This is a genomic window from Metabacillus mangrovi (genome assembly GCF_009711125.1).
Lineage (GTDB): Bacteria > Bacillota > Bacilli > Bacillales > Bacillaceae > Metabacillus_B > Metabacillus_B mangrovi.
Genome location: NZ_WMIB01000003.1, coordinates 197,909 through 217,181, shown reverse-complemented (window position 1 = coordinate 217,181; position 19,273 = coordinate 197,909). Strand labels below are relative to the sequence as shown.

The following is a 19,273-nucleotide window of genomic DNA, read 5'->3' as shown; positions in this document are numbered from 1 at the left end:
ACTCCACTCTTTCTATTTCTTTTAGGAGCATGTGTTATTGTTTTACGGCTAATAATTGAGTGAACAACCTTATTCTGATAAAAAGATTACTTGATGAAATTATAGCAAACCTCTGAGAGGAAAAGAAACGGTTTATGCAGAAAATAAGGAATTCGGGGAAGCATGGGGTGTTTCTTTGAATAAAGCTCCGTTAAAACAGGCTGTTGATTTTCGCGGCAGGTTGAATTCGGCATATATGAAAAATCAGCAGCATGCTTTACCATAGCCTTTAAAAAAGAATGGACTGCAGCCGGCTTGCGCCTCCTGATCGGCTGCGCCTTCCTGACTGCAAAAAAAAGAAACTCCAGCCTGAATTCAGCTGGAGTTTCGGTTGAATTAAGCTTCTTGAGCTGCAGGGTATACGCTCACTTTTTTGCGGTCACGGCCAAGGCGTTCGAAACGCACTACACCGTCAACTTTTGCAAACAGAGTGTCATCACCGCCGCGGCCAACGTTTTCACCCGGATAGATCTTTGTACCGCGCTGGCGGTAAAGGATGGATCCGCCTGTAACGAATTGTCCGTCAGCACGTTTTGCGCCCAGACGCTTCGACATGGAATCACGGCCGTTTTTTGTGGAACCTACTCCCTTTTTGGAAGCGAAAAATTGAATGTCCAATTTCAAAAACATGAGATTCACCTCCTATTTTTCCAAGATGGCAATACGGATATATTCCCCGTATTGTTCTTCAATCGTTCTCATGGAAACAAGCATGCCTTCAAGCAGGAGCTGTCCCTTCTCAAAAGCTTCGCCTGAAGCAGACTCCGGCCATTGAAAAGAAAGGTATCCATTTTTCTGGTCCGTTTCGATAACAGGATCGATGCCTGTCAGTGCATGAACAGCATTAATGGAGCCGAAAGCTACACATGATGCTCCAGCGCAGACAAGATCTTTACCTGTATCATCGAACTCTGCGTGTCCCGACATGGAAAAGGATTGAATGGCACCGCTGCTAGAGCGGTTAACGGTAACGTTTATCATAGGATCAAGCCTTACGCGTTGATTTTTTCAATAACAACTTTTGTGTATGGCTGACGATGACCTTGCTTTTTACGCTGGTTTTTCTTCGCTTTGTATTTGAAAACAACCAATTTCTTCGCACGGCCCTGCTTTTCAACTTTCGCCGTAACGGTTGCTCCTGCTACTAGAGGGCTTCCGACTTTAACGTCGCTGCCTCCTACGAATAAAACTTTGTCAAAAGTAACGGTTTCACCTTGCTCGCCTGCCACTTTTTCAATGTAGACTGCTTGGCCTTCTGCTACTTTAATTTGCTTTCCGCCAGTTTCAATAATTGCGTACATTCCACTGCACCTCCTATTTATACTCAGACTCGCCGGTTTGCAGGTGAGCGCCTAAGCGGCTGCTTAAGACCTGGTTCCGAGCGGTTGTAGCACGGGTGCTACAAACAGTAACAAGAGAATGTTACCAAAAAAGCATCCTCTTTGTCAATATAATTTATTGCAGGATCCGGGACCTGATCTCAGCTTCGTCTCCGACCTGGCGGATTATGTATTCCGGCTTACTGAATGGGCCTGATGTTAAAAACAGTTTAAAAGGCCAATCTTCCCCCATTTCTTCAAATAGAGCTTTCACTTCCCCGTCCGCTTCCACCCAGATGGCTTCGCTGTCGATATTGCGGTGGCGGCGAAGTTCGCTGACCAGCTCCAGGGCCGCCGTTTCAGCCGACGGGACAGCTCCGCTGCCCCCGCAGACCCGGCACGGTGAAGATGACTGGCCTGCAAGATCCTCGCTTGTTTTTTTTCGGGTAATCTGCAGCAGGTTCAGTTCAGTAAAGCCGATGATTCTCGTCTGGATCCGGTCCCTGCCGAATTCACTCTGCAGCCGGGAAACGATTTTCTGCTGATCAGCCTTTTCCTTCATATCGATAAAATCAATCAGGATCATGCCGCTCAAGTTCCTGAGCCGGATCTGCCTCGCTGCCTCGGCGGCTGCCTCCAGGTTGGTCTCAAGAATTGTCCGCTGCTTAGAATCGCGTCCGGTAAACTTTCCGGAGTTTACATCGATTACATGAAGCGCTTCTGTTTTTTCCACGAGCAGATAGGCGCCGTTTTTCAGCCAGACTGCTTTTTTTTGCAGTTTGGCCACGTCCGCCTCCAGGTCTGCAAACTGAACAGCGTCTTCCTTTTCATAAATAATAGAGGATTGGTCCTCTTCAGGAAGGTGTTTTTTTAGCTGCGCTGCAACTTCCCTGGAATCGCTGAAGATCTGGTGATAGGATGAAAGCGGCCGCTCTGCAAGGATGGTTTCGACCAAATCGCCGCCTTCCTTCAACAGGTGGGGCGCTTTGCGGTCTGCAGCAGGCTCGAGACTCTTGTAATCTTTTCGCAGCGCCTGAAGCTCCTGCAGCAAATCTCCTTCTTCACTGGCCTCAGCGGCCGTTCGAAGGAGGATCCCCTCTTCTCCCTCCAATACGGCTGCTCCCCACTCCCTTAACCGCTGGATTGAATCCTCTCCGATTTTCCTTGAGAGGGTCACTTTCCCGCCAAAGGGCATGTACACAAGGGAACTTCCCGGGAATTCAATGTTTCCGGAGAGTGCCGGACCCTTCCACTGATCCCCTTCTTTTTTAATCTGGACCATCAGCTTTTGTCCTTCATGAAGATAGGAGGATATGCTGCCGGAGGCGTCCCTTTGCTTTCTGTAGGACGGAAGATCTTCAAGCCTCATAAAGCCGTTCCGTTCCAGGCCGATGTCGATAAACGCCGCTTCCATCCCCTTTACAACCTGAGCCACCCTGCCCCAATACACGCTTCCGGCCCGGCCCTTCCCGGGACCGATTATTTTTAAATCCGCAAGTTTTCCATTCTCATATAGTGCCAGCCGTTTAACCGGCAATTTTGCCTGAATCAATAACGTTTTCAATTCTTTCCCTCTTTCAAAGCTTCGCTGCCCCCATTTACTCATGTTTCACCAAGCGTGTCAATACGCGTAGACGAGCTCCTCCACCTTGGAATTTGTCCGCTTTTCAGAAAAGAAGGCATGCAGCAATTCATTTTCATCCAGCTCTGACCACTTTGCGCCGCCCCGGTAAACGATGATGGGATGCTTACAGCCCCTTTTAAATCGGGCCATCACTGAAAGCAGGTCTTCTCCTGATTCAGCTTTTATAGGCACCAGCTTTTGAATCGCTTTCCCGCTTCCATAGTACCGGTCCATTAAAAAGCGCAAATGGATAAAATGCCGCTGCTTATACTCCATAAACAGGCTATAGCAGAGGAAAACCGTAATCATCCATAAATTCAGCTGAAACGGAAAGAAGGCAAGAACCGCCCCTTTGTAAACAAGCAAAGCACATGCTGAAAAAACCATCATCCATTTATGCGCAGAAGGAAACGGCTTGTAGAGGGAAAAAAGAATAAACATCAGCTTCCCTCCATCAAGAGGCCAAATGGGAAGCAGATTAAAAAGCAGGATTGATAAATTGTAAAAAGTGAACAGGGCGTAGCTTTCAGGAGTGATGATCCCGTAAAACTGGGCCAGCAGCGCAGCACCCTGCATGGGCAGATGCTGAAGAGGCCCAGCAAGTATTACAGCAAGCTCCTCTTTTACCGGACGGTTCCCATGCTCCTCCATCTCTGCAGCTCCTCCAAACGGCAGCAGCATGATGGATTTGATTCTCCAGGAAAAGTAAGCAGCACAGACAGCATGCCCGAGCTCATGTACAAGCACAATCACCAGCAGGATAGCCAGTGTTTTAAACTGGGCAGTAGCTGCACTGACCGCCATCATGGCCCACAGCAGCGGATGGATATGGATTTTTGTAAAAAGCGATGCATATTTAATCAAGCGAAATCACCTGAATGGGATCCACAAACTGATCGCCCTGTTTGATGGCAAAATAATACGTTCCTTTTTTGTTATCTTTTATCTGAACGGTTCCAAGCTCCTGCCCTTTTTTCACAAAGTCATAAGAGGCAATATTCGCTGATTCCAGGTTCCCGTACCACGTTTCGCTTCCATCTGCATGCTGAACCACAACGGTAAGCCCGGAATCCGGTTTTTGGCCGGCCGAAATGACAATCCCCTCACCCATCGCTTTTATAGACGGAAGATCCGTTTCAATCAGAACGCCCTGTCCGTTCGCTTTAAAATTTTCCATGATTCTTCCAGAAGCAGGCAGTGCTTTATTCAGCTGTTCAGGATCGTGAGCAGGCTCAACCGGAGCAGCCTGAAACAGCGCAAGCGGATGACCAAACTGCTGCTGGTACCACGCTGAAACCGCAGCGAACTGAAACTCCTGCCCGAGTGTATCCTCGACCGCGGTTCTCACCTGTCCGGTACCAGGGGGCTGGTTCTTAAAAACCACTGCCATCACAAGCACAAGGCAGGCAGACAGGAACAACTTCAACACAAACACCTGAGGCTTAAAAAGCGGATGCCCCGGTCCGGTATCCTGCAAGGTATCAGGACCGCCCTCATACGTATGAACAATCCCGGCATACTTCTCCTCTTCTTCAATGATCGCTTCCTTTTTCCAAACAACCGGCTCTGCGGCTGTCTCTGACGTTCTCGCTTTTTTCCGCTTTGCCATCCGTTTCCTGATTTCATCCGCTCTGTTCGGCATCCTCATCACCCTTCTGCTCTCCGTTTGTACAAGTCTATGACTTGTCCGGTAAATATATGTTTTGGACCCGGGAGAAAAATAGAGCGGAGGGAAGATGGATTTTTGAAGAGCGGACACGGGCGGAATGGTTTTCGGTGGATTTGGGTGTGGGGGATTGGGTTTGGGGGGTGGGTTTGGGGGGTGGGTTGGCTGCTCGATTTGGGGGTTTGGGGTTGGCTGCTCTGACCCCTGCTGCTTAAAGCAAGTGGGGAACAAGCTTGAATCGCTGCAGCCCTTGGCAGCAAAGGGATCGGATACATAGGGGACGGAGGTTTAGTGATTTAGCGAATGCGGGGTCAGTGCACCATAGTCAATGAACGATAATCAGTACAAGATTGCCAATTCACCCAATACCCAGTCCCCAATAGCCAATCCTATCCACACAATTCCCAATCCCCGAAAGTACCCCTCGCTCATTTTAAAAGCATAAAAAAAGCAGCCTATGATCAGGCTGCTCTGGGGGAACACTTATACGCGTGCTCCGAAGAATTTCTTGATTTTATCGAAGAATCCGAGGTTTTGAGGATCGAGTGTCTGCAAAGGCACTGATTCTCCGAGGATTCTCCGTGCGATATTGCGATAGGCGATGGATGCCCGGTTGTTTGGGTCCATGGCGATTGGTTCTCCGCTGTTTGAAGCTTTGATTACCTGATCGTCATCTGCTACGATTCCCAGAAGATCAATGGAGAGGTGGGCGACAATTTCATCAACGTCCAGCATATCTCCATTTTGAACAAGATGGGTGCGGATCCGGTTAATGACAAGTTTCGGCGGTTCGATCTCTTCTTTTTCAAGAAGGCCGATAATCCGGTCTGCGTCTCTTACTGCGGATACTTCAGGGGTCGTGACGACGATGGCCCTGTCCGCTCCTGCTACAGCATTCTTGAAGCCCTGCTCAATCCCGGCCGGGCAGTCTATGACAATATAATCGTAATCCTGCTTCAGCTCGTCCACCAGTTTTTTCATCTGTTCCGGATTGACGGCTGATTTATCGCTTGTCTGGGCTGCAGGAAGAAGGTAGAGGAGTTCATCAAACCGCTTGTCTTTTACCAGGGCCTGATGGATTTTGCACCGTCCTTCCACCACGTCCACTAAATCATAGATAATCCGGTTTTCAAGGCCCATCACGACGTCCAAGTTGCGAAGGCCGATGTCTGTATCCACTAGGCAGACTTTCTTGCCCAGGATGGCCAGAGATGTTCCTAAATTGGCGGAGGTTGTCGTTTTTCCGACTCCGCCTTTACCGGAGGTTACAACTATCGCCTCTCCCATGGCTACATTCCCCCCTCAAGCGTAGTTAAATCAGGTCTGATATGCATTACATTCTGCAGCCTGTCGTGTTTCATTTGCCCTTCTTCATCTATGTATACACATTCCATTCCATGTTCCTCTTCCCGGACGCGCTCCGGGGACTGGCTGTGTGACTCATGAATTCTGAGCTGGGCCGGGGCCATAACAGAAGCAGCAATAATGGCTCGTGTGTTTCCGCTGCAGCCGGCATGGGCAGTACCCCTTAATGCACCGAGGATATAGATGCTGCCGTTCGCAATGACGGTGCCTCCCGGATTCACATCGCCGATCAGCAGGAGGTCGCCCTCTGCACGGAGGACCTGGCCGGAACGGACGATTCTCGCTGCCTTGGCCACTTCCGTTTCTTTTTTAAGCTTCATCGCTTCAGCCTTTGTCATGACGTCGGATTCGATGGTTTCCACAAACAGCGTTTTCTTTTTACGGATAACGGTTTTCACTGTCTGTTCCTGGTCATCCGTCAGGAGCCGTCTGCCGGATTTGACGATCACCCCGATCAGGGGGCCGTTCTCCTGGACGTATTGCTTTGAGGAAAGCATTTCTTCCAGTTCAAGAATCAGTGTTTCATACGAGCACTCATCGTCCAGATAGAGTGTCAGGCCATCTTTCGTTCCCTTTATTGTTACATGCTGCTTTTTTTGAGCTTTCACGGTGTTCACCTCAATACCCATACAAATTCGACAAACCAGTCCAAATTTCCTCTTTTGATCGGATCAATCGCTGCATTCGGTCAGGAAAACAGCCGGCATTGCAGCAGGCAGCCTCTTTTTAGTCCTCCGTCTGTTTTTTGAGACGGGTAAGGAACAGTTTAAGAGGAAAAATGATAACAAGACCGGCAATCGAATTCACGGCCAGTGTTGGAAGGAACCGCCGGTTGATAAATTCATAGAAGCTGAGCGGATCCGGATTAATGACAAGCTGGATCCCATAAACGTAGAATTCCAGGACACTGATCGAGAGCATTCCAATTAATAACACAACAAAGGCATTGTTCTGCAGAATACGAAGGGCCCTGCCTGAAATAAGGGCTAAGAACGGATAGGCAAAAAGATAAATTCCGAGAACTTCCGTGTAAACAATGTCATGGAGAAGACCGAAACAGATTGCATAGGCTATAGCAAGCTGGTCCCTCACATAGACGGCGATAAAAATAAGGACGAGCAGTGTAAAGCGCGGCACATAATACATGTCCTCTGAAAAAGAGGGGATCAGCACCAGGTCAACAACAGTGCTCTCCATGATAAAGAAGAACAGAACGACGACCGGAAGCAGGAAACGTCTCACTCCGCTTCCTCCTCCGTATCGCCGCTGCTCACGTCGCCTTCAGGCGGGACAGGAGCAGTGCGCTTCAGGATCATGACATTTTCCACATCATACAGGTTGGCTGCTGGCTTTACGTAAGCCATTTTGGTAAGTCCGTACGAGTCCGGCTGTACATCCTCTACTGTTCCGATCGTCAAATCTGAAGGAAATACACCGCCGTTCCCTGCCGTTGTTACCAGATCACCCTTTTTGATATCCATGCTCGTATTGATGTTCCGGTAGAGAAGCATCTCTCTTTCTTCGTCATAGCCCGCTATCAAACCAAAAATATTCGATTTCCCTTTCACAATGGCAGGCACTTGATTCACACGGTCCTGGGCACTGAGAAGCTGGACGGTAGAGGTGAATTCGTTCACACTCTTGATCTTGCCGATCAGGCCTTTGGAAGTCATGACCGCCATATCCTCTTCCACACCGTTTCTTTTGCCGCGGTCGATGGTAATGTATTCATACCAGCGGTCCGGATTGCGTGCGATCATCGTGCCGACAATCGTCTCGTATTCTCTCATATTCGCAAGCTTGTCTTTACCAGCAAGATCTTCACGCAGTCTTTCATTCTCTTTTCTTAAAGATTGAACCTCGGAATCAATGCTCGCGTACTTTTCGATTCTGGATTTCAAGTACTGGTTCTCATCATATGTATCCCTTAAGGCGTTTACCTCTTCAAAAGCCCCGCCGATAAACTGGGAAGGCTTGTGGAAAACAGATTGAAACAGGCCGGCTGAATCTTTCACGAATCGTTCAGGCCAGGAAAGCTCCCGGTCGCTTTTCAGCGAGAAGCCAATTAATGCAACGAGCAAAATGACGCTTGCCAGAAGCAGGATAAGCCGTTTGTTCATAAAAAAAGGCGGCATCATTTACACCTCTTAACGTTTGATTTCCATATGCAGACAGTCCGGGTGAAAAGGATTCGGCGCCCCGTCCAGGGCACCGAATGCAAAATAGTTTATCGAAGGTTTTTTGTTTTGCCTTTAAACAAGTGGATGTGCTCCAGCGCCTTGCCTGTTCCGATTGCCACACAATCCAGCGGGTTCTCGGCAATCAGAACCGGCATATTTGTTTCTTCGCTGATCACTTTGTCCAGGTTGCGGAGCAAAGCGCCGCCTCCTGTCAGGACAATGCCCCTGTCCATAATATCTGCTGCCAGCTCCGGCGGCGTTTTTTCAAGCGTGTTTTTCACAGCGTCCACAATGGTGTACACGGTGTCGCGAAGAGCTTCTGCTACTTCCTTCGCTGTGATTTCAATCGTTTTCGGAAGACCTGTCAGCAAGTCTCTTCCGCGGATCTCCATGTTCTCTACATCTTCAGCAGATCCGGCTGAGCCGACTTCCATCTTGATGGCTTCTGCTGTGCGGTCCCCGATCATCAGGTTGTAGGTTTTCCGGATGTAGTTGATAATCGCATCGTCCATTTCATCGCCCGCGACGCGGATGGACTGGCTTGTCACGATTCCGCCAAGAGAAATGATGGCTACTTCCGTCGTACCGCCCCCGATATCAACGACCATGCTTCCGGTCGGCTCCCAGACCGGGAGATTCGCACCGATGGCAGCTGCAAAAGGCTCCTCGATCGTATAGGCATCCCTTGCCCCCGCCTGTCTTGTTGCATCAATAACGGCTCTCTCTTCCACTGCCGTGATGCCCGAAGGCACACATACCATCACATAAGGTTTTCTGGAGAACAGACTTTTGTTTTTTGTAGCCTGCTTTATGTAGTATTTCATCATCGTTGCAGTTGTCTCGTAATCTGCGATAACCCCGTCTTTCATAGGGCGCAGGGCAACGACATTCCCCGGTGTGCGGCCGATCATGTTTTTCGCGTCGTTTCCGACAGCAACGATTGATTTTGTATCTGTCTGCAAGGCAACGACAGAAGGCTCGCGCAGAACAATTCCTCTTCCTTTAACAAACACAAGGGTATTCGCCGTACCCAGATCTATGCCAAGGTCTCTAGTACCAATTCCAAACATTCGTGTATCTCCCTTTCTGAAACGAATCACTTTTTTTATAATGGGCTCTGTTAAGCTTGTCCGCGGACCGTTTTTTCAAACCGTAATCAGCTTCAGAATTTAACACAGCTTTCATAATATGGTTGAACGTTAACGAAAAAACTCATAAACCTTATTATAACGTAAAACGACAAAAAAAAAAGTGAATTTAGGGTCACAAATATCCTTTTTCCTTTAAGCTGATGTATTTTTGGTCGCCGATGATCAAATGGTCCAGCAATTCGATTCCAATCATTTTGCCGCATTCGGAAAGTCTCTTCGTCACGTCAATGTCTTCCCGGCTCGGAGTAGGGTCACCTGAGGGGTGATTGTGGATGCAGATAAAGGATGCTGCCGCTCTCCGGAAAGCTTCTTTAAACACTTCCCGCGGATGGACGATCGAGGCATTGAGGCTGCCGATAAAGACGGTATGCTTATGAATGACATGATTTTTCGTGTTCAGATACAGGCAGACAAAATGCTCCTGTGTCAGAAACCTCATTTCTTCCATCACATAGTTTGCCCCGTCCTGCGGCGAGCGGATGACATACCGGTCCTCAGCCGAAAGCTTCTGGATCCTTCTGCCAAGCTCCATGGCCGCCATAATCTGGACTGCCTTAGCCTGGCCGATCCCGGAAATAGCCGTCATTTCTTCGATGGATGCTTCCTTTAAGAGCTTCAGTCCCTCAAAATGGGAAAGGATTCTCGAGGACAGCTGGAGAACAGATTCACTGCTGGAACCTGTCCTCAGCAGGATGGCAATCAGCTCCTGATTAGAGAGATTGCCGGGGCCTTCACTCACCAGTCTTTCTCTCGGACGTTCTTCAGCAGGAAAATCACGGATTTTCAACAGGGTATTCATTATGTTCCTCCCGGATTCCCTGCGCTCATCTCATATCGTAAAGCCTATCTCTCTTAATTCCCTCAGCAGCCTTGCAACCGGAAGACCGACTACCGAATAGTAATCACCTTTTATTTCTTTGACAAAGAGGCTACCCAAACCTTGGATGCCATATGAACCTGCTTTATCAAGCGGCTCTCCGGTTTCCGCATACTTCTGGATTTCCTCTCCGGAAAGGTCATAAAAAGTAACTTCCGTGGCGGTATGAAATATTCGTTCTTTCTTCCCTTTTATTATGGAGACACCCGTATACACATGGTGGGTCCTTCCGGAAAGACGTCCCAATGTCCGGATCGCTTCTTGTTCATCCTTTGGCTTGCCTAAAATGTCTCCATCCAGAACTACAACGGTATCAGCGGCAACAATAAAGGAATCAGGAAAAGACCCGGCTATATGGACCGCCTTTTTCCTTGCCAGCTGCTGAACGGCCTTTTCCGGGCCGGTTCCTTCTGAAATGGTTTCGTCCACATTTGTGATCATGACATTAAAAGGGACCTTAAGATTTTCAAGAAGCTCTTTTCTTCTGGGAGAACCGGAAGCAAGGATTAAATGCTGCTCGAGATGCTCATTCATAAACGTTCATCCTTTCGTGATTCGCAGGGAGATACAGACGTATCGTACCAAATAGGCGCAATTATCACAATTTTAAAGAATGAAGGTTTAACAGGTCAAATTTCGTTTTTCCCCTTATTAAAAGCTTTATGCTTCCCCGCCCAAAGTCCGGCAGCTAGCACAAAAATGAACAGGAGGTATAGACCCATCCACCATAACGTCCAATATTTTGTGACATATTCATTAAAGCCCGGCAGAGCTGGATGAAGCTGGTTGGACATCACCCAGATAAAAACGGAGCACGGAAGAATGAACGGACGATATGTCGTATGCTTTGTCATCGTTTTAAAACCAAGCAGAGCGGTCTGAAGACAAAATGTAATTTTTACAAAAATCCCGAAAATCCAGTAGATGCCGATCAGGACTTCGATCCGCTCAAATAAGCGGATGACAGTAATATCCCTGACCAGTTCGAAGGTGGAATAGGTCTGCCTCGTTACTAGGTCATAGCCCTGGACCCCAATGCTGATAAAAACCGTGACCGCCAGTATGCTGCCCCCAATTAGAATAGAAGTTAAATAAATCCGCCCGAGCTTTTTTTTATGACGGACATAGGTGAGGATCGATGCCATTAAAATGATTTCAATGAACGGGAAACCGAGGGAGGGATAGGCTCCATGTACAATCGGCAAAAAACCCTCTTTAAAAAACGGCTTAAGATTTGAGACCTTAAATTGATTCAGCACGAGGAGCAGGGATGCAAATAGCAGCACGAGCATCAGCGGAATAAAAAACTGGTTCACCCTGCCCAGATTATTCAGTCCAAAAAACACGGAGTACATGACAATAAGCAGCATAAGAATCTGGAAATTCGCCGGGCTGCTGTCCGGGCTGATCGAAGTAGTCATAAAATTGCTTAAGTTTCTTAACACATAAGCCGCTAAGTGCAGGGAATAGAAGACGACAGTGCCGCTCAATAAAAAACCGAACAGCTTGCCGAGCACTTTTTCAAAAATCTCAAAAATGGATGCGTAATGGTATTTCTTCAGCAGGAAGATCAGTACCGTATTCAGCAGCAATCCGGCCAGAACAGCAAGAACCATTGAAATCCATGCGTCATTTTGAGCAAAGGATGCTGTAAGCCCAGGGGCCATCAGGACGGAGCTTCCGGTAATAAAGCTAATCACAAGCAGAAACAGCTGCTGCCTGGACAGTATATGATTCATCTTCAGCCCCCTCCAAACATCAGCCTGTAAATCGGGTCAAGTGCAGACTTGATCCATAGATCTGCAGGCAGCAGATCCAATTCAAAAAAGGCACAAATCCCATAAATTCCGGTAAACAGCCAGAAACCCGACAATGTGAAGCGGTACCGTTTACTTTTCATAGATGCTCTTAATCCTTAATCCAGTAAGTTTCAGCGTAATATGAGCTGATGCTTCCAGACGGGCTTCCGGAAACTCTTTTTCCCAATCTTTTTTCATCTTTTTCCATTCTTTATAATGGTTCTCATAGAGCAGCTGGCGCAGACCGAATCCGTCCGAATTTACCTCCTGCATCTTCAAAAAAGCCTTCTGCATTTCGGTTTTCAGCTTTTCCTCTGCGGCTTTTTCTATTTTCCTGAGCTCACCAGGGTCTTCAAGCCTTACCGGACAGGTGACTTCCTGTATATTGGCAGATGCAGATACTTCCCCTTGGAAAAGCAAGGGCTCTACACTCGTACTTTTCAGCTTTCCCTTTGTTTCTGTAAAACGGAGCCCGATCTTTTTTTCCGGATAGCCAGGGCATTCGACGGATGTCTCGAACGTTTTCGTTTTGTCCGTTAAAAGAGACCATCCTCTTGACTCTTCAGGAGTCAGCCAGGCTGCCAGCTTATCATTTTTAAACAGAGCGAATCCGGTCATTTCAAACATTTTCTGATCGCCATCTATCTGGTTCAATATGGATGAATCGGATGCGTCTGTCTGCATATATTTCTTCAAGCCCGGAACAACCGGCTCTGTAAAGCCTCCGTAATTTAACGCAAGGAATTCCTGTACTTCCATTCCTTTGCTCAGTCCCGCACTCCCCCCGTAGGTTTTGAGCCTTCTCGACATCGAAACAGCTGGGAGGTTCTGAATTGGATGGGAGACCGATAAAAGTTCTTTCGCAGAGCTTTCCCTCGTCACATACAAACTCACATTGTCCCTGAATTGATAATATCGTTCCAAATAATCCATGATAGGCATCAAACCGTTATTGGCAGCTAATTCCTCGCCTGCAAGAATAACGGATAGATGGGAAAAATACAGCTTCCTGGAAAACATATTCCTGGCTTTTTCCATAATTGCCGTTATGCTGCTTCCGCTGATGGTATACGTATAGACCGCGCTGCCTGCCCCTCCGCCGCCGCTGGTTCCTGTCGACTTCGCAGACCCCCCGGGATTTATGACTTGAAAAGACATCAGCAGGCCATCAGGGTGAGGATCAAAGCCAAGACCAGAGACAATAAACAGTTCGTTCAGCTCTACTCTCCCGCAGGAAGCAAGCAAAATAACCATCGCTGCAGCCAGCACACATTTTTTCACCCCAGTCCCCCGCTTTCCTGTTTTCTTTGAAGCGCTTTATACAGTCTCGTATTTGAGACCCAGAGCGGCAGCCGGAAAAATCCATCTTTCTGCTCCTCCAGTTCAAACGGTGCCAGGGGCCCAAGGTAAGCGGATCCAGCTGACGAAAGAGATGCCAGATGAATGACAAGGCCGATGGCAAAAATCAGCATTCCGTACATTCCAAGTGTGGAGGCGATGACCATCAATACAAACCGCAGGAGCCGACTTGCTCCCGAGAAAGAATAATAAGGAGCAACGAAGCTTGAAATGGCCGTCAGGGATACCACGATTACAATAGCCGGGGAAACAAGACCGGCTGCGACCGCTGACTCTCCGATGACGATTGCCCCCACGATGGACACGGCGGACCCGACAGGCCTCGGCATCCGGACCCCTGCTTCGCGCAGAATTTCAAAAATTACTTCCATCAGCAGGGCTTCTACAAATGCCGGAAACGGCACCCCTTCCCGCTGTGCAGCTAAGCTGATGAGAAGCTCGGATGGGATCAGTTCCTGATGAAAGGTGGTAACAGCAATGTAAAGAGCCGGAAAACCAAGGGACACGAGATAGGCGATGAGCCGAATCACCCTCACGAGAGAGGCGATATCAGCATTCTGGTAATAATCTTCCGCCGCCTGGAAGAAGGACCAGAATGTTGCAGGGGCGATGATGCAAAAAGGGGTCCCCTCCATCAAGATGACAACCTTCCCTTCAGTCAGCGCCGAGGCGGCAACATCCGGCCGTTCGGTTGAGAGAAACATCGGGAAAGGGGACCAGCTATTCTCCTTCAGCAGTTCTTCAAGCATCCCGGTTTCAAATAGTTTGTCTGTTTTTAAACCGGACAGTTTGGTCAGGAGATGATTGAGCACTTTCTGATCAACAAGGCCTTCCATATACCCAACGACCAATTTGGTTTGAGTAATTTTGCCGGCATGCAGCGATTTAAAGTGAAGCAGCGGGCTCGCAATCCTCCGGCGGAGAAGCGGGATGTTGACAGGCAGTGATTCGACAAATCCGTCCCGGGGACCTCTGACCATCGTCTGCGACTGCGGCTCTTCCACCGTTCTTCCTTTCATGAAATTCAGCGGAATCGAAAAAGCAAAGCTTTGATGATCTGCGAAGATGAGAACGGATCCTGTAACGAGAGCATCGGCCACCTCTCCAAAGTGAAGAACCGTACGGATGCCCGCCGAGGAGGAAATCGCCTGCTCCAGCCACTTGCCTTCCGGAATGTTCTTCTCCATCTTCTGAAGGATAGGGGCCGTGATGAACTCTTCGATCTGCTGCCTTTCGGCCATGTTTTCCAAGTAAACGAGTAAAAAGGAGAATGACTCCTGAACATACATCTGAGTGACGAGATCCGTACTGCTTCCGAGCATTTCCTCGATCTTGGCTTTATTTTCAGCGAGCCGCGGCGCAACCGCTTCAGCTGTCCACCGTAAACGATGCGCTTCCATCGCGTTCAGTTTGTTTTTTTTCGTTTTGGCGCGCATAATTTCCGCTCCTTCATTAAAAGGCAGTTGCTTTCAGTATGCTTCCGCTTTGCCTGGTTATACGCATACAATGGAAGGAAGCGATCGATACAGACAGCAAAAAAGCACTCCGCAGGCTGGAGTGCTTTTTATTCGTTACTTCGCTGCCAAACCGTCTAAGATCAGCTGCTGCGCTTTCCACCCAGCTGAGGCTGAGGAATCGTTCAAGAGCTGTTTGGCCGCTTCTGTCAAACTTTTTTTAAAAGCAGAGTCTTCCTTTACCCCGGCTGCCAGGCCGGATGCGGCTTGAATGGCACTCTCATCTGCCTTGCTGCCAGCAATTTGCTTCAGGGAAGCAGAGAGAATCGTTTCTGCAGCTTCCTGCAGTTTCCCGCTGGAGGAACTCTCGGGTACAAGCCACTCAGCCTGCTTTCCTCCCCAAGCCTCGACCTGCTGCTTCTGGTACGTTTGGCCGAGAGCCGCTGTTTCCTCTTTCAAAAATCCAACCCCTCCGTATACGAAAAAAGCTCCGTCACTCTCAACTACCGCCGCCGCAAACCCCTTGCCCTTCATTTCCTCAGCCAGACTTTCAGCGGCTCCTTTTGAAGAAAATTTCCCATTCTGAACAACAAAAGTCGCCAGACGGCCGTTACTCGCTGATTTAGCAGGCTGCTGTGCCGGCTCTGCTGCTGGCTCTGCCGCTGCCGGAGATGCTGCCTGAGGCTGAACGGCAGCAGGCATCTCCTGATCTGAGATGACATTCAAAGCGATGAAGCCAAATGCCACACCGAGGACGACAGCAATCAAAGCTGTCGTAAGAAACTGCTTTACCGGGAACAACCGGTCATTTTTGCTCTCAAAATTTAAAGAAGCGCCCTTCCGTTTTTCTTTTTTGCCGATTTGCACTTTTGGATCTTCTTTATAAATATCTTCCTCCTCATCCGGGAGGATCCAATCAAACTCGTCCTTCTCCGCTGAAGCAGCCGTTTCCCTCGCTGCCCGGTCTTTCCACGAAGTAATCGGAATCAGCGTTTCCTTCTCAGCATTTTCCCCCTTCAATACGACCCGGATTGAAGCCTTCTTGTTCTGCTTGTCCATGAAATCACCGCCTCTAATCACTGCTTTTCCTACATGCTAGCATATGGAATATAAAAAAGAACAAGACATTTGTCGTCTTGTTCCAAAAGGTTTTCGCCACCTATTCACTTGTTTCGCCAATGTTTTCGTCTGAAGGAGATTCAAACGGATCGATGACGCTTCCCGGATTTGTTTTCGGGAACGGAGGGAGCTGTTCCTTTAATTCCTCCAGGCTTGGCAAGTAATAAGCCGATACAATCACATCGTATGTCAGAGGCTCCTCATCGGTTTCCTCAAGCATCCCCGATTCCGGATTGGCAAGCGTGACAGATTCCACCTGCGTGATCCGCCTTACCGTTTCGAGTGTAGATAAAAACCGTTTGACTCCTTCGTAATCTCCGGACTCCAGTGAAACCGTCATCGTTACTTTTTGCATACCTGCCGGAAGGGACGGTTCATCGGATGCCGGCTCTCCTTCAGGCGTCTGCTCGGCTGCTTCTTCAGGATCATCTTCTGCAGGCGGTGCTTCAGCTGCTGGTTCAGCTGCTGGTTCATCAGCCTGTTCTTCAGCTGCCGCTTCTTGCTGCTGCTCAGCTGTTTCATCGGTAAACTCCTGATCGGCAAAAACGGCAGAGGTGACCTTGCTTCCCGAGAGGACCTCCGCCTTTTCAAGATCCAGCAGGAACTGTTCTTCAAAGCGGTTGTTCGGAACCTCCATCTGCAGTTCAGCAAGAGAATACTGGTTTAAAACAGCAGCGTTCCCCCCGCCTCCTTCAGCCGCAGCCAAAAGCTCCTCAGAGGTACGGATGTTGTCCCTGTATGACCCCTTCTGCACTTCCATTGGATCAAGGATCAGAAAATAAAATCCCGCATAAGCAGCTCCAAGCAGCAAAACGGTGAGAACGGCGACAGTAAGATGCTTTTTATTGAACTGAATCATCCTGCAGCCCCTCCCCGTCTGCTTCTTTCTCCTGAAGCTTCTCAAGCTGTAAAGTCTTCCACTTTTCACGGTCCAGCTCTAATTCGTACGTCACTAGAAAGGGCTGCTGTTCATCTATGGAACCGGCCGTATTTTCGGTCTCTTCCAGCTCCTGCAGTTCAACTGCGGTCATTTCCATAAGCTTGGCCGATTGAAAATACGGGATTTTCTTTAACCGGTTCATGTAAAAGGCAGCTTCTCTCGTTTCCTCCAAGTGGATGGAAACAACAAGCTTATTTGCTTCGGTATAGCCAAGTGCCTGAAAATAGCCGCTGTTCGGCAGGTTTTTGCGTAAATCATCCATGATCGGTACGAATTCGACTGGATAGTCTTTTGTCCAAGTGACCGCGTTCGCAAGCGTTTCGAAGGCTGTTCCTCCCTCGATGCCGGATTCGGCCGGAACAGCAAGCTGCTCCTGAAGGGCTGAATCCTCGTTTTTCAGCTGGCTGATCTCTGCTTCATTTTTGCTGTACTGGCCCTGCATGAAAACAAGCAAACCAGCTGCAGCGACCGCCAGTGCTGCAATCAATAAGAGTGAGGCGTAATTTTTCCGTTTTCGTTCCGGCAATAAATTGATTTCAGCAAGCATCCTATTGCACCTCTTTTAAAGCAAGCCCGAGCAGGACATCAAATTTCCCGGGCAATGCTTCACTTTCTGATGTATAGATCGTATCCGTCAAACTAAGAGAGACAGGTACAGCTGCAGCATCGGCTATTCTGGCTGATAAATCCTTCAAATAAGGGTGATCCCCTGCCGTGTAGACTTTCTCGATTTTGCGGTTTCCTTCATTTAACGTATATTGGTAGAAATTCATTACCCGTTCAATTTCTCTTAAGCTGTCATCATACACGGTGAGTGCTTCCTCAGGCGACTGGCTTTTCGGAGTCAGCGTAAAGTAATCGCCTGAAGAGGATAAATACTGGCAGTCCCACTCCTTCATGCTCGTCTCCACCGGAAGACTCCTCATCATCAGAAGCTCGTCCTGTTCAAAAATGGAAAAAGTGACAGACTTCATGTTCGCTTGAATTAAGAGACTGCTCTCGTTTTTCGTTTTATTCAGCCTCTGGCGGAGCCGGAACAGGCAAAGCGGCGAGACGTCTGCTGCAGCCGGCGGAAGCTTGTGCTGCTCCAGCACCTGCGAATAATCCTGAACCACCGATTCCGGTGCTGCAAATAGATAAACATCCCTGCTCTCCAATGTCCGGCGGATCACATGGATATCAAAAATTGGATCTTCAAATGGCAGATGAATGCTGTTTCCAAGTTCCAAGTATAAATAACCTTTAATTTCATCTTCCAGAATATCAGCAGGGACCTCTACCTTTTTAACGACAATAAAGGAATCCGGAATCACAAAACGGATCTTTTTCCGTTTCAGAGACCACTCCTGAATGCACTCATCCAAGATGAGAGAGAGCTTATCATAATCCTGGATCCTGCCATTCACGATGATGCCTTCAGGGAGAAAATGCTCTCCGAAATCATGAACAACAAGGGGATCCTCCGACTTCAGTTCTAGATATTGAATCGAATAGTCTGTGAACAGCAGGCTCGCATAGCCGGACCTGGAACGAAAAAGGGAATATTTCATCGAGAATAGCTCCTTTGCAGCAATTTGAAATCATTACAGGACGAAAAAGGATGAGACATACCAGTGGATGAGGATCTCTCCATAAAAATACGCAGTCAATGCACCAAGAACGATGAATGGTCCGAAGGGAAAGGGCTTGCCCTTTTTCACCTTGCCGAATGCCATTCCAGCAAGACCGGCTGCCGTTCCATATAAAGTAGAAAGAAAGAATGCAAGAAGCACCAGCTTCCACCCGAGAGCAATGCCCAGCACCCCGAGCAGCTTCATATCTCCCGCCCCCATCCCCCCGCGGCTCGCAAGGATGATGACAAACGGGATAAACGCTCCGAGCAGCAGCCCTGCGAGCGGATCCCACCATGGATCAAGCGGGATAAAAACCCTTTCTGCAACAAACAGCGGAAGGAAAAAAAGCAGCACGTTATCCGGGATGATCATATAGCGGACGTCAGAGACGATGATGATGGAGCAGAGCGAAACCAAAGTGAAGGCAACAAGCAGTTCAGGAGACCAGCCGATCACTAAAGGAGCGGCAGCAAACAACAGCGCAGTCACAAGCTCCATAAACGGATAGATCGGTGAAATCCGTTTGCGGCAGTTCGAGCATGCTCCTCTTTGGAACATAAAAGAGAAGATCGGAATCAGTTCTTTAGGAGTCAGGGTATGATGGCAGTTCGGACAGGCGGACCGGGGATGGACAATTGATTGCCCCTCCGGAACACGCAGCCCGACCACGTTGAAGAAGGATCCGAGGACGGCTCCGAGGGTGAAGAGGTACGTGTGGATGAGGATAGGGATTGTAGCGGTCATGTTGGGTTCACCTTCTTGTGGGAG

22 protein-coding genes and 1 other annotated feature are annotated in these 19,273 nt (G+C 48.6%); all 22 genes read right to left on the bottom strand.

Features of this window, described 5'->3' with window-relative positions; all coding sequences use genetic code 11:
• Nucleotides 1-375 precede the first annotated feature (375 nt).
• Nucleotides 376-669 carry a 50S ribosomal protein L27 gene (rpmA, locus tag GKZ89_RS06175; RefSeq protein ID WP_155111521.1) on the bottom strand — a complete coding sequence of 98 codons (294 nt, stop codon included), beginning with the start codon at nt 667-669 and terminating at the stop codon, nt 376-378.
• 12 nt (nt 670-681) lie between these two features.
• Complete coding sequence (locus tag GKZ89_RS06170; RefSeq protein ID WP_155111520.1) at nt 682-1,020, bottom strand: ribosomal-processing cysteine protease Prp; 339 nt, start codon at nt 1,018-1,020, stop codon at nt 682-684.
• A gap of 11 nt (nt 1,021-1,031) precedes the next feature.
• Entirely contained in the window at nt 1,032-1,340 is a 309-nt protein-coding gene (gene rplU, locus GKZ89_RS06165) for a 50S ribosomal protein L21 (protein ID WP_155111519.1), read from the bottom strand.
• Between the two features lie 15 nt (nt 1,341-1,355).
• Nucleotides 1,356-1,436, bottom strand: a sequence feature (ribosomal protein L21 leader region).
• Between the two features lie 58 nt (nt 1,437-1,494).
• Nucleotides 1,495-2,922, bottom strand: a complete 1,428-nt coding sequence (locus GKZ89_RS06160) for an Rne/Rng family ribonuclease (RefSeq protein ID WP_162356540.1) — start codon at nt 2,920-2,922, stop codon at nt 1,495-1,497.
• Nucleotides 2,923-2,979: 57 nt separating this feature from the next.
• Nucleotides 2,980-3,846, bottom strand: coding sequence for a M50 family metallopeptidase (locus GKZ89_RS06155; protein WP_277753197.1), 867 nt, complete (start codon nt 3,844-3,846; stop codon nt 2,980-2,982).
• A complete protein-coding gene (locus GKZ89_RS06150) occupies nt 3,839-4,624 on the bottom strand; it encodes a M23 family metallopeptidase (RefSeq protein WP_155111517.1) in 786 nt (261 codons plus the stop codon). The genes GKZ89_RS06155 and GKZ89_RS06150 overlap by 8 nt, the downstream gene beginning before the upstream one ends.
• A 507-nt stretch (nt 4,625-5,131) precedes the next feature.
• A complete protein-coding gene (gene minD / locus GKZ89_RS06145; protein ID WP_155111516.1) occupies nt 5,132-5,935 on the bottom strand; it encodes a septum site-determining protein MinD in 804 nt (267 codons plus the stop codon).
• A gap of 2 nt (nt 5,936-5,937) precedes the next feature.
• The gene (minC, locus tag GKZ89_RS06140) at nt 5,938-6,621 is read right to left on the bottom strand and encodes a septum site-determining protein MinC (protein WP_488225884.1); all 684 of its coding nucleotides are present in this window, start codon (nt 6,619-6,621) and stop codon (nt 5,938-5,940) included.
• A gap of 118 nt (nt 6,622-6,739) precedes the next feature.
• Entirely contained in the window at nt 6,740-7,255 is a 516-nt protein-coding gene (gene mreD / locus GKZ89_RS06135) for a rod shape-determining protein MreD (protein ID WP_155111514.1), read from the bottom strand.
• Nucleotides 7,252-8,148, bottom strand: a complete 897-nt coding sequence (gene mreC, locus GKZ89_RS06130) for a rod shape-determining protein MreC (protein WP_155111513.1) — start codon at nt 8,146-8,148, stop codon at nt 7,252-7,254. Before mreC ends, mreD begins: the two co-directional genes overlap by 4 nt.
• Before the next feature lie 92 nt (nt 8,149-8,240).
• Nucleotides 8,241-9,263 (bottom strand): rod shape-determining protein, encoded by a 1,023-nt coding sequence (locus tag GKZ89_RS06125; RefSeq protein WP_155111512.1) that lies wholly within the window; start codon nt 9,261-9,263, stop codon nt 8,241-8,243.
• Between the two features lie 193 nt (nt 9,264-9,456).
• Entirely contained in the window at nt 9,457-10,143 is a 687-nt protein-coding gene (radC, locus tag GKZ89_RS06120) for a RadC family protein (protein ID WP_155111511.1), read from the bottom strand.
• Nucleotides 10,144-10,173: 30 nt separating this feature from the next.
• The gene (locus tag GKZ89_RS06115; protein ID WP_155111510.1) at nt 10,174-10,755 is read right to left on the bottom strand and encodes a Maf family protein; all 582 of its coding nucleotides are present in this window, start codon (nt 10,753-10,755) and stop codon (nt 10,174-10,176) included.
• 95 nt (nt 10,756-10,850) lie between these two features.
• A complete protein-coding gene (locus GKZ89_RS06110; protein WP_155111509.1) occupies nt 10,851-11,960 on the bottom strand; it encodes a GerAB/ArcD/ProY family transporter in 1,110 nt (369 codons plus the stop codon).
• Between the two features lie 2 nt (nt 11,961-11,962).
• Nucleotides 11,963-12,121 (bottom strand): hypothetical protein, encoded by a 159-nt coding sequence (locus tag GKZ89_RS06105; RefSeq protein ID WP_155111508.1) that lies wholly within the window; start codon nt 12,119-12,121, stop codon nt 11,963-11,965.
• Nucleotides 12,111-13,301 carry a Ger(x)C family spore germination protein gene (locus GKZ89_RS06100; RefSeq protein WP_155111507.1) on the bottom strand — a complete coding sequence of 397 codons (1,191 nt, stop codon included), beginning with the start codon at nt 13,299-13,301 and terminating at the stop codon, nt 12,111-12,113. Before GKZ89_RS06100 ends, GKZ89_RS06105 begins: the two co-directional genes overlap by 11 nt.
• Nucleotides 13,298-14,815: a spore germination protein gene (locus tag GKZ89_RS06095; protein WP_155111506.1), complete on the bottom strand. Its 1,518-nt coding sequence runs from the start codon at nt 14,813-14,815 to the stop codon at nt 13,298-13,300. Before GKZ89_RS06095 ends, GKZ89_RS06100 begins: the two co-directional genes overlap by 4 nt.
• Nucleotides 14,816-14,950: 135 nt before the next feature.
• Nucleotides 14,951-15,892 (bottom strand): hypothetical protein, encoded by a 942-nt coding sequence (locus GKZ89_RS06090; RefSeq protein WP_155111505.1) that lies wholly within the window; start codon nt 15,890-15,892, stop codon nt 14,951-14,953.
• 100 nt (nt 15,893-15,992) lie between these two features.
• Complete coding sequence (locus GKZ89_RS06085; RefSeq protein ID WP_155111504.1) at nt 15,993-16,811, bottom strand: hypothetical protein; 819 nt, start codon at nt 16,809-16,811, stop codon at nt 15,993-15,995.
• Complete coding sequence (locus tag GKZ89_RS06080) at nt 16,795-17,439, bottom strand: hypothetical protein (RefSeq protein ID WP_155111503.1); 645 nt, start codon at nt 17,437-17,439, stop codon at nt 16,795-16,797. The genes GKZ89_RS06085 and GKZ89_RS06080 overlap by 17 nt, the downstream gene beginning before the upstream one ends.
• A gap of 1 nt (nt 17,440) precedes the next feature.
• The gene (gene pilM / locus GKZ89_RS06075; RefSeq protein WP_155111502.1) at nt 17,441-18,442 is read right to left on the bottom strand and encodes a type IV pilus biogenesis protein PilM; all 1,002 of its coding nucleotides are present in this window, start codon (nt 18,440-18,442) and stop codon (nt 17,441-17,443) included.
• 33 nt (nt 18,443-18,475) lie between these two features.
• Nucleotides 18,476-19,249: a prepilin peptidase gene (locus tag GKZ89_RS06070; protein WP_155111501.1), complete on the bottom strand. Its 774-nt coding sequence runs from the start codon at nt 19,247-19,249 to the stop codon at nt 18,476-18,478.
• Nucleotides 19,250-19,273 lie beyond the last annotated feature (24 nt).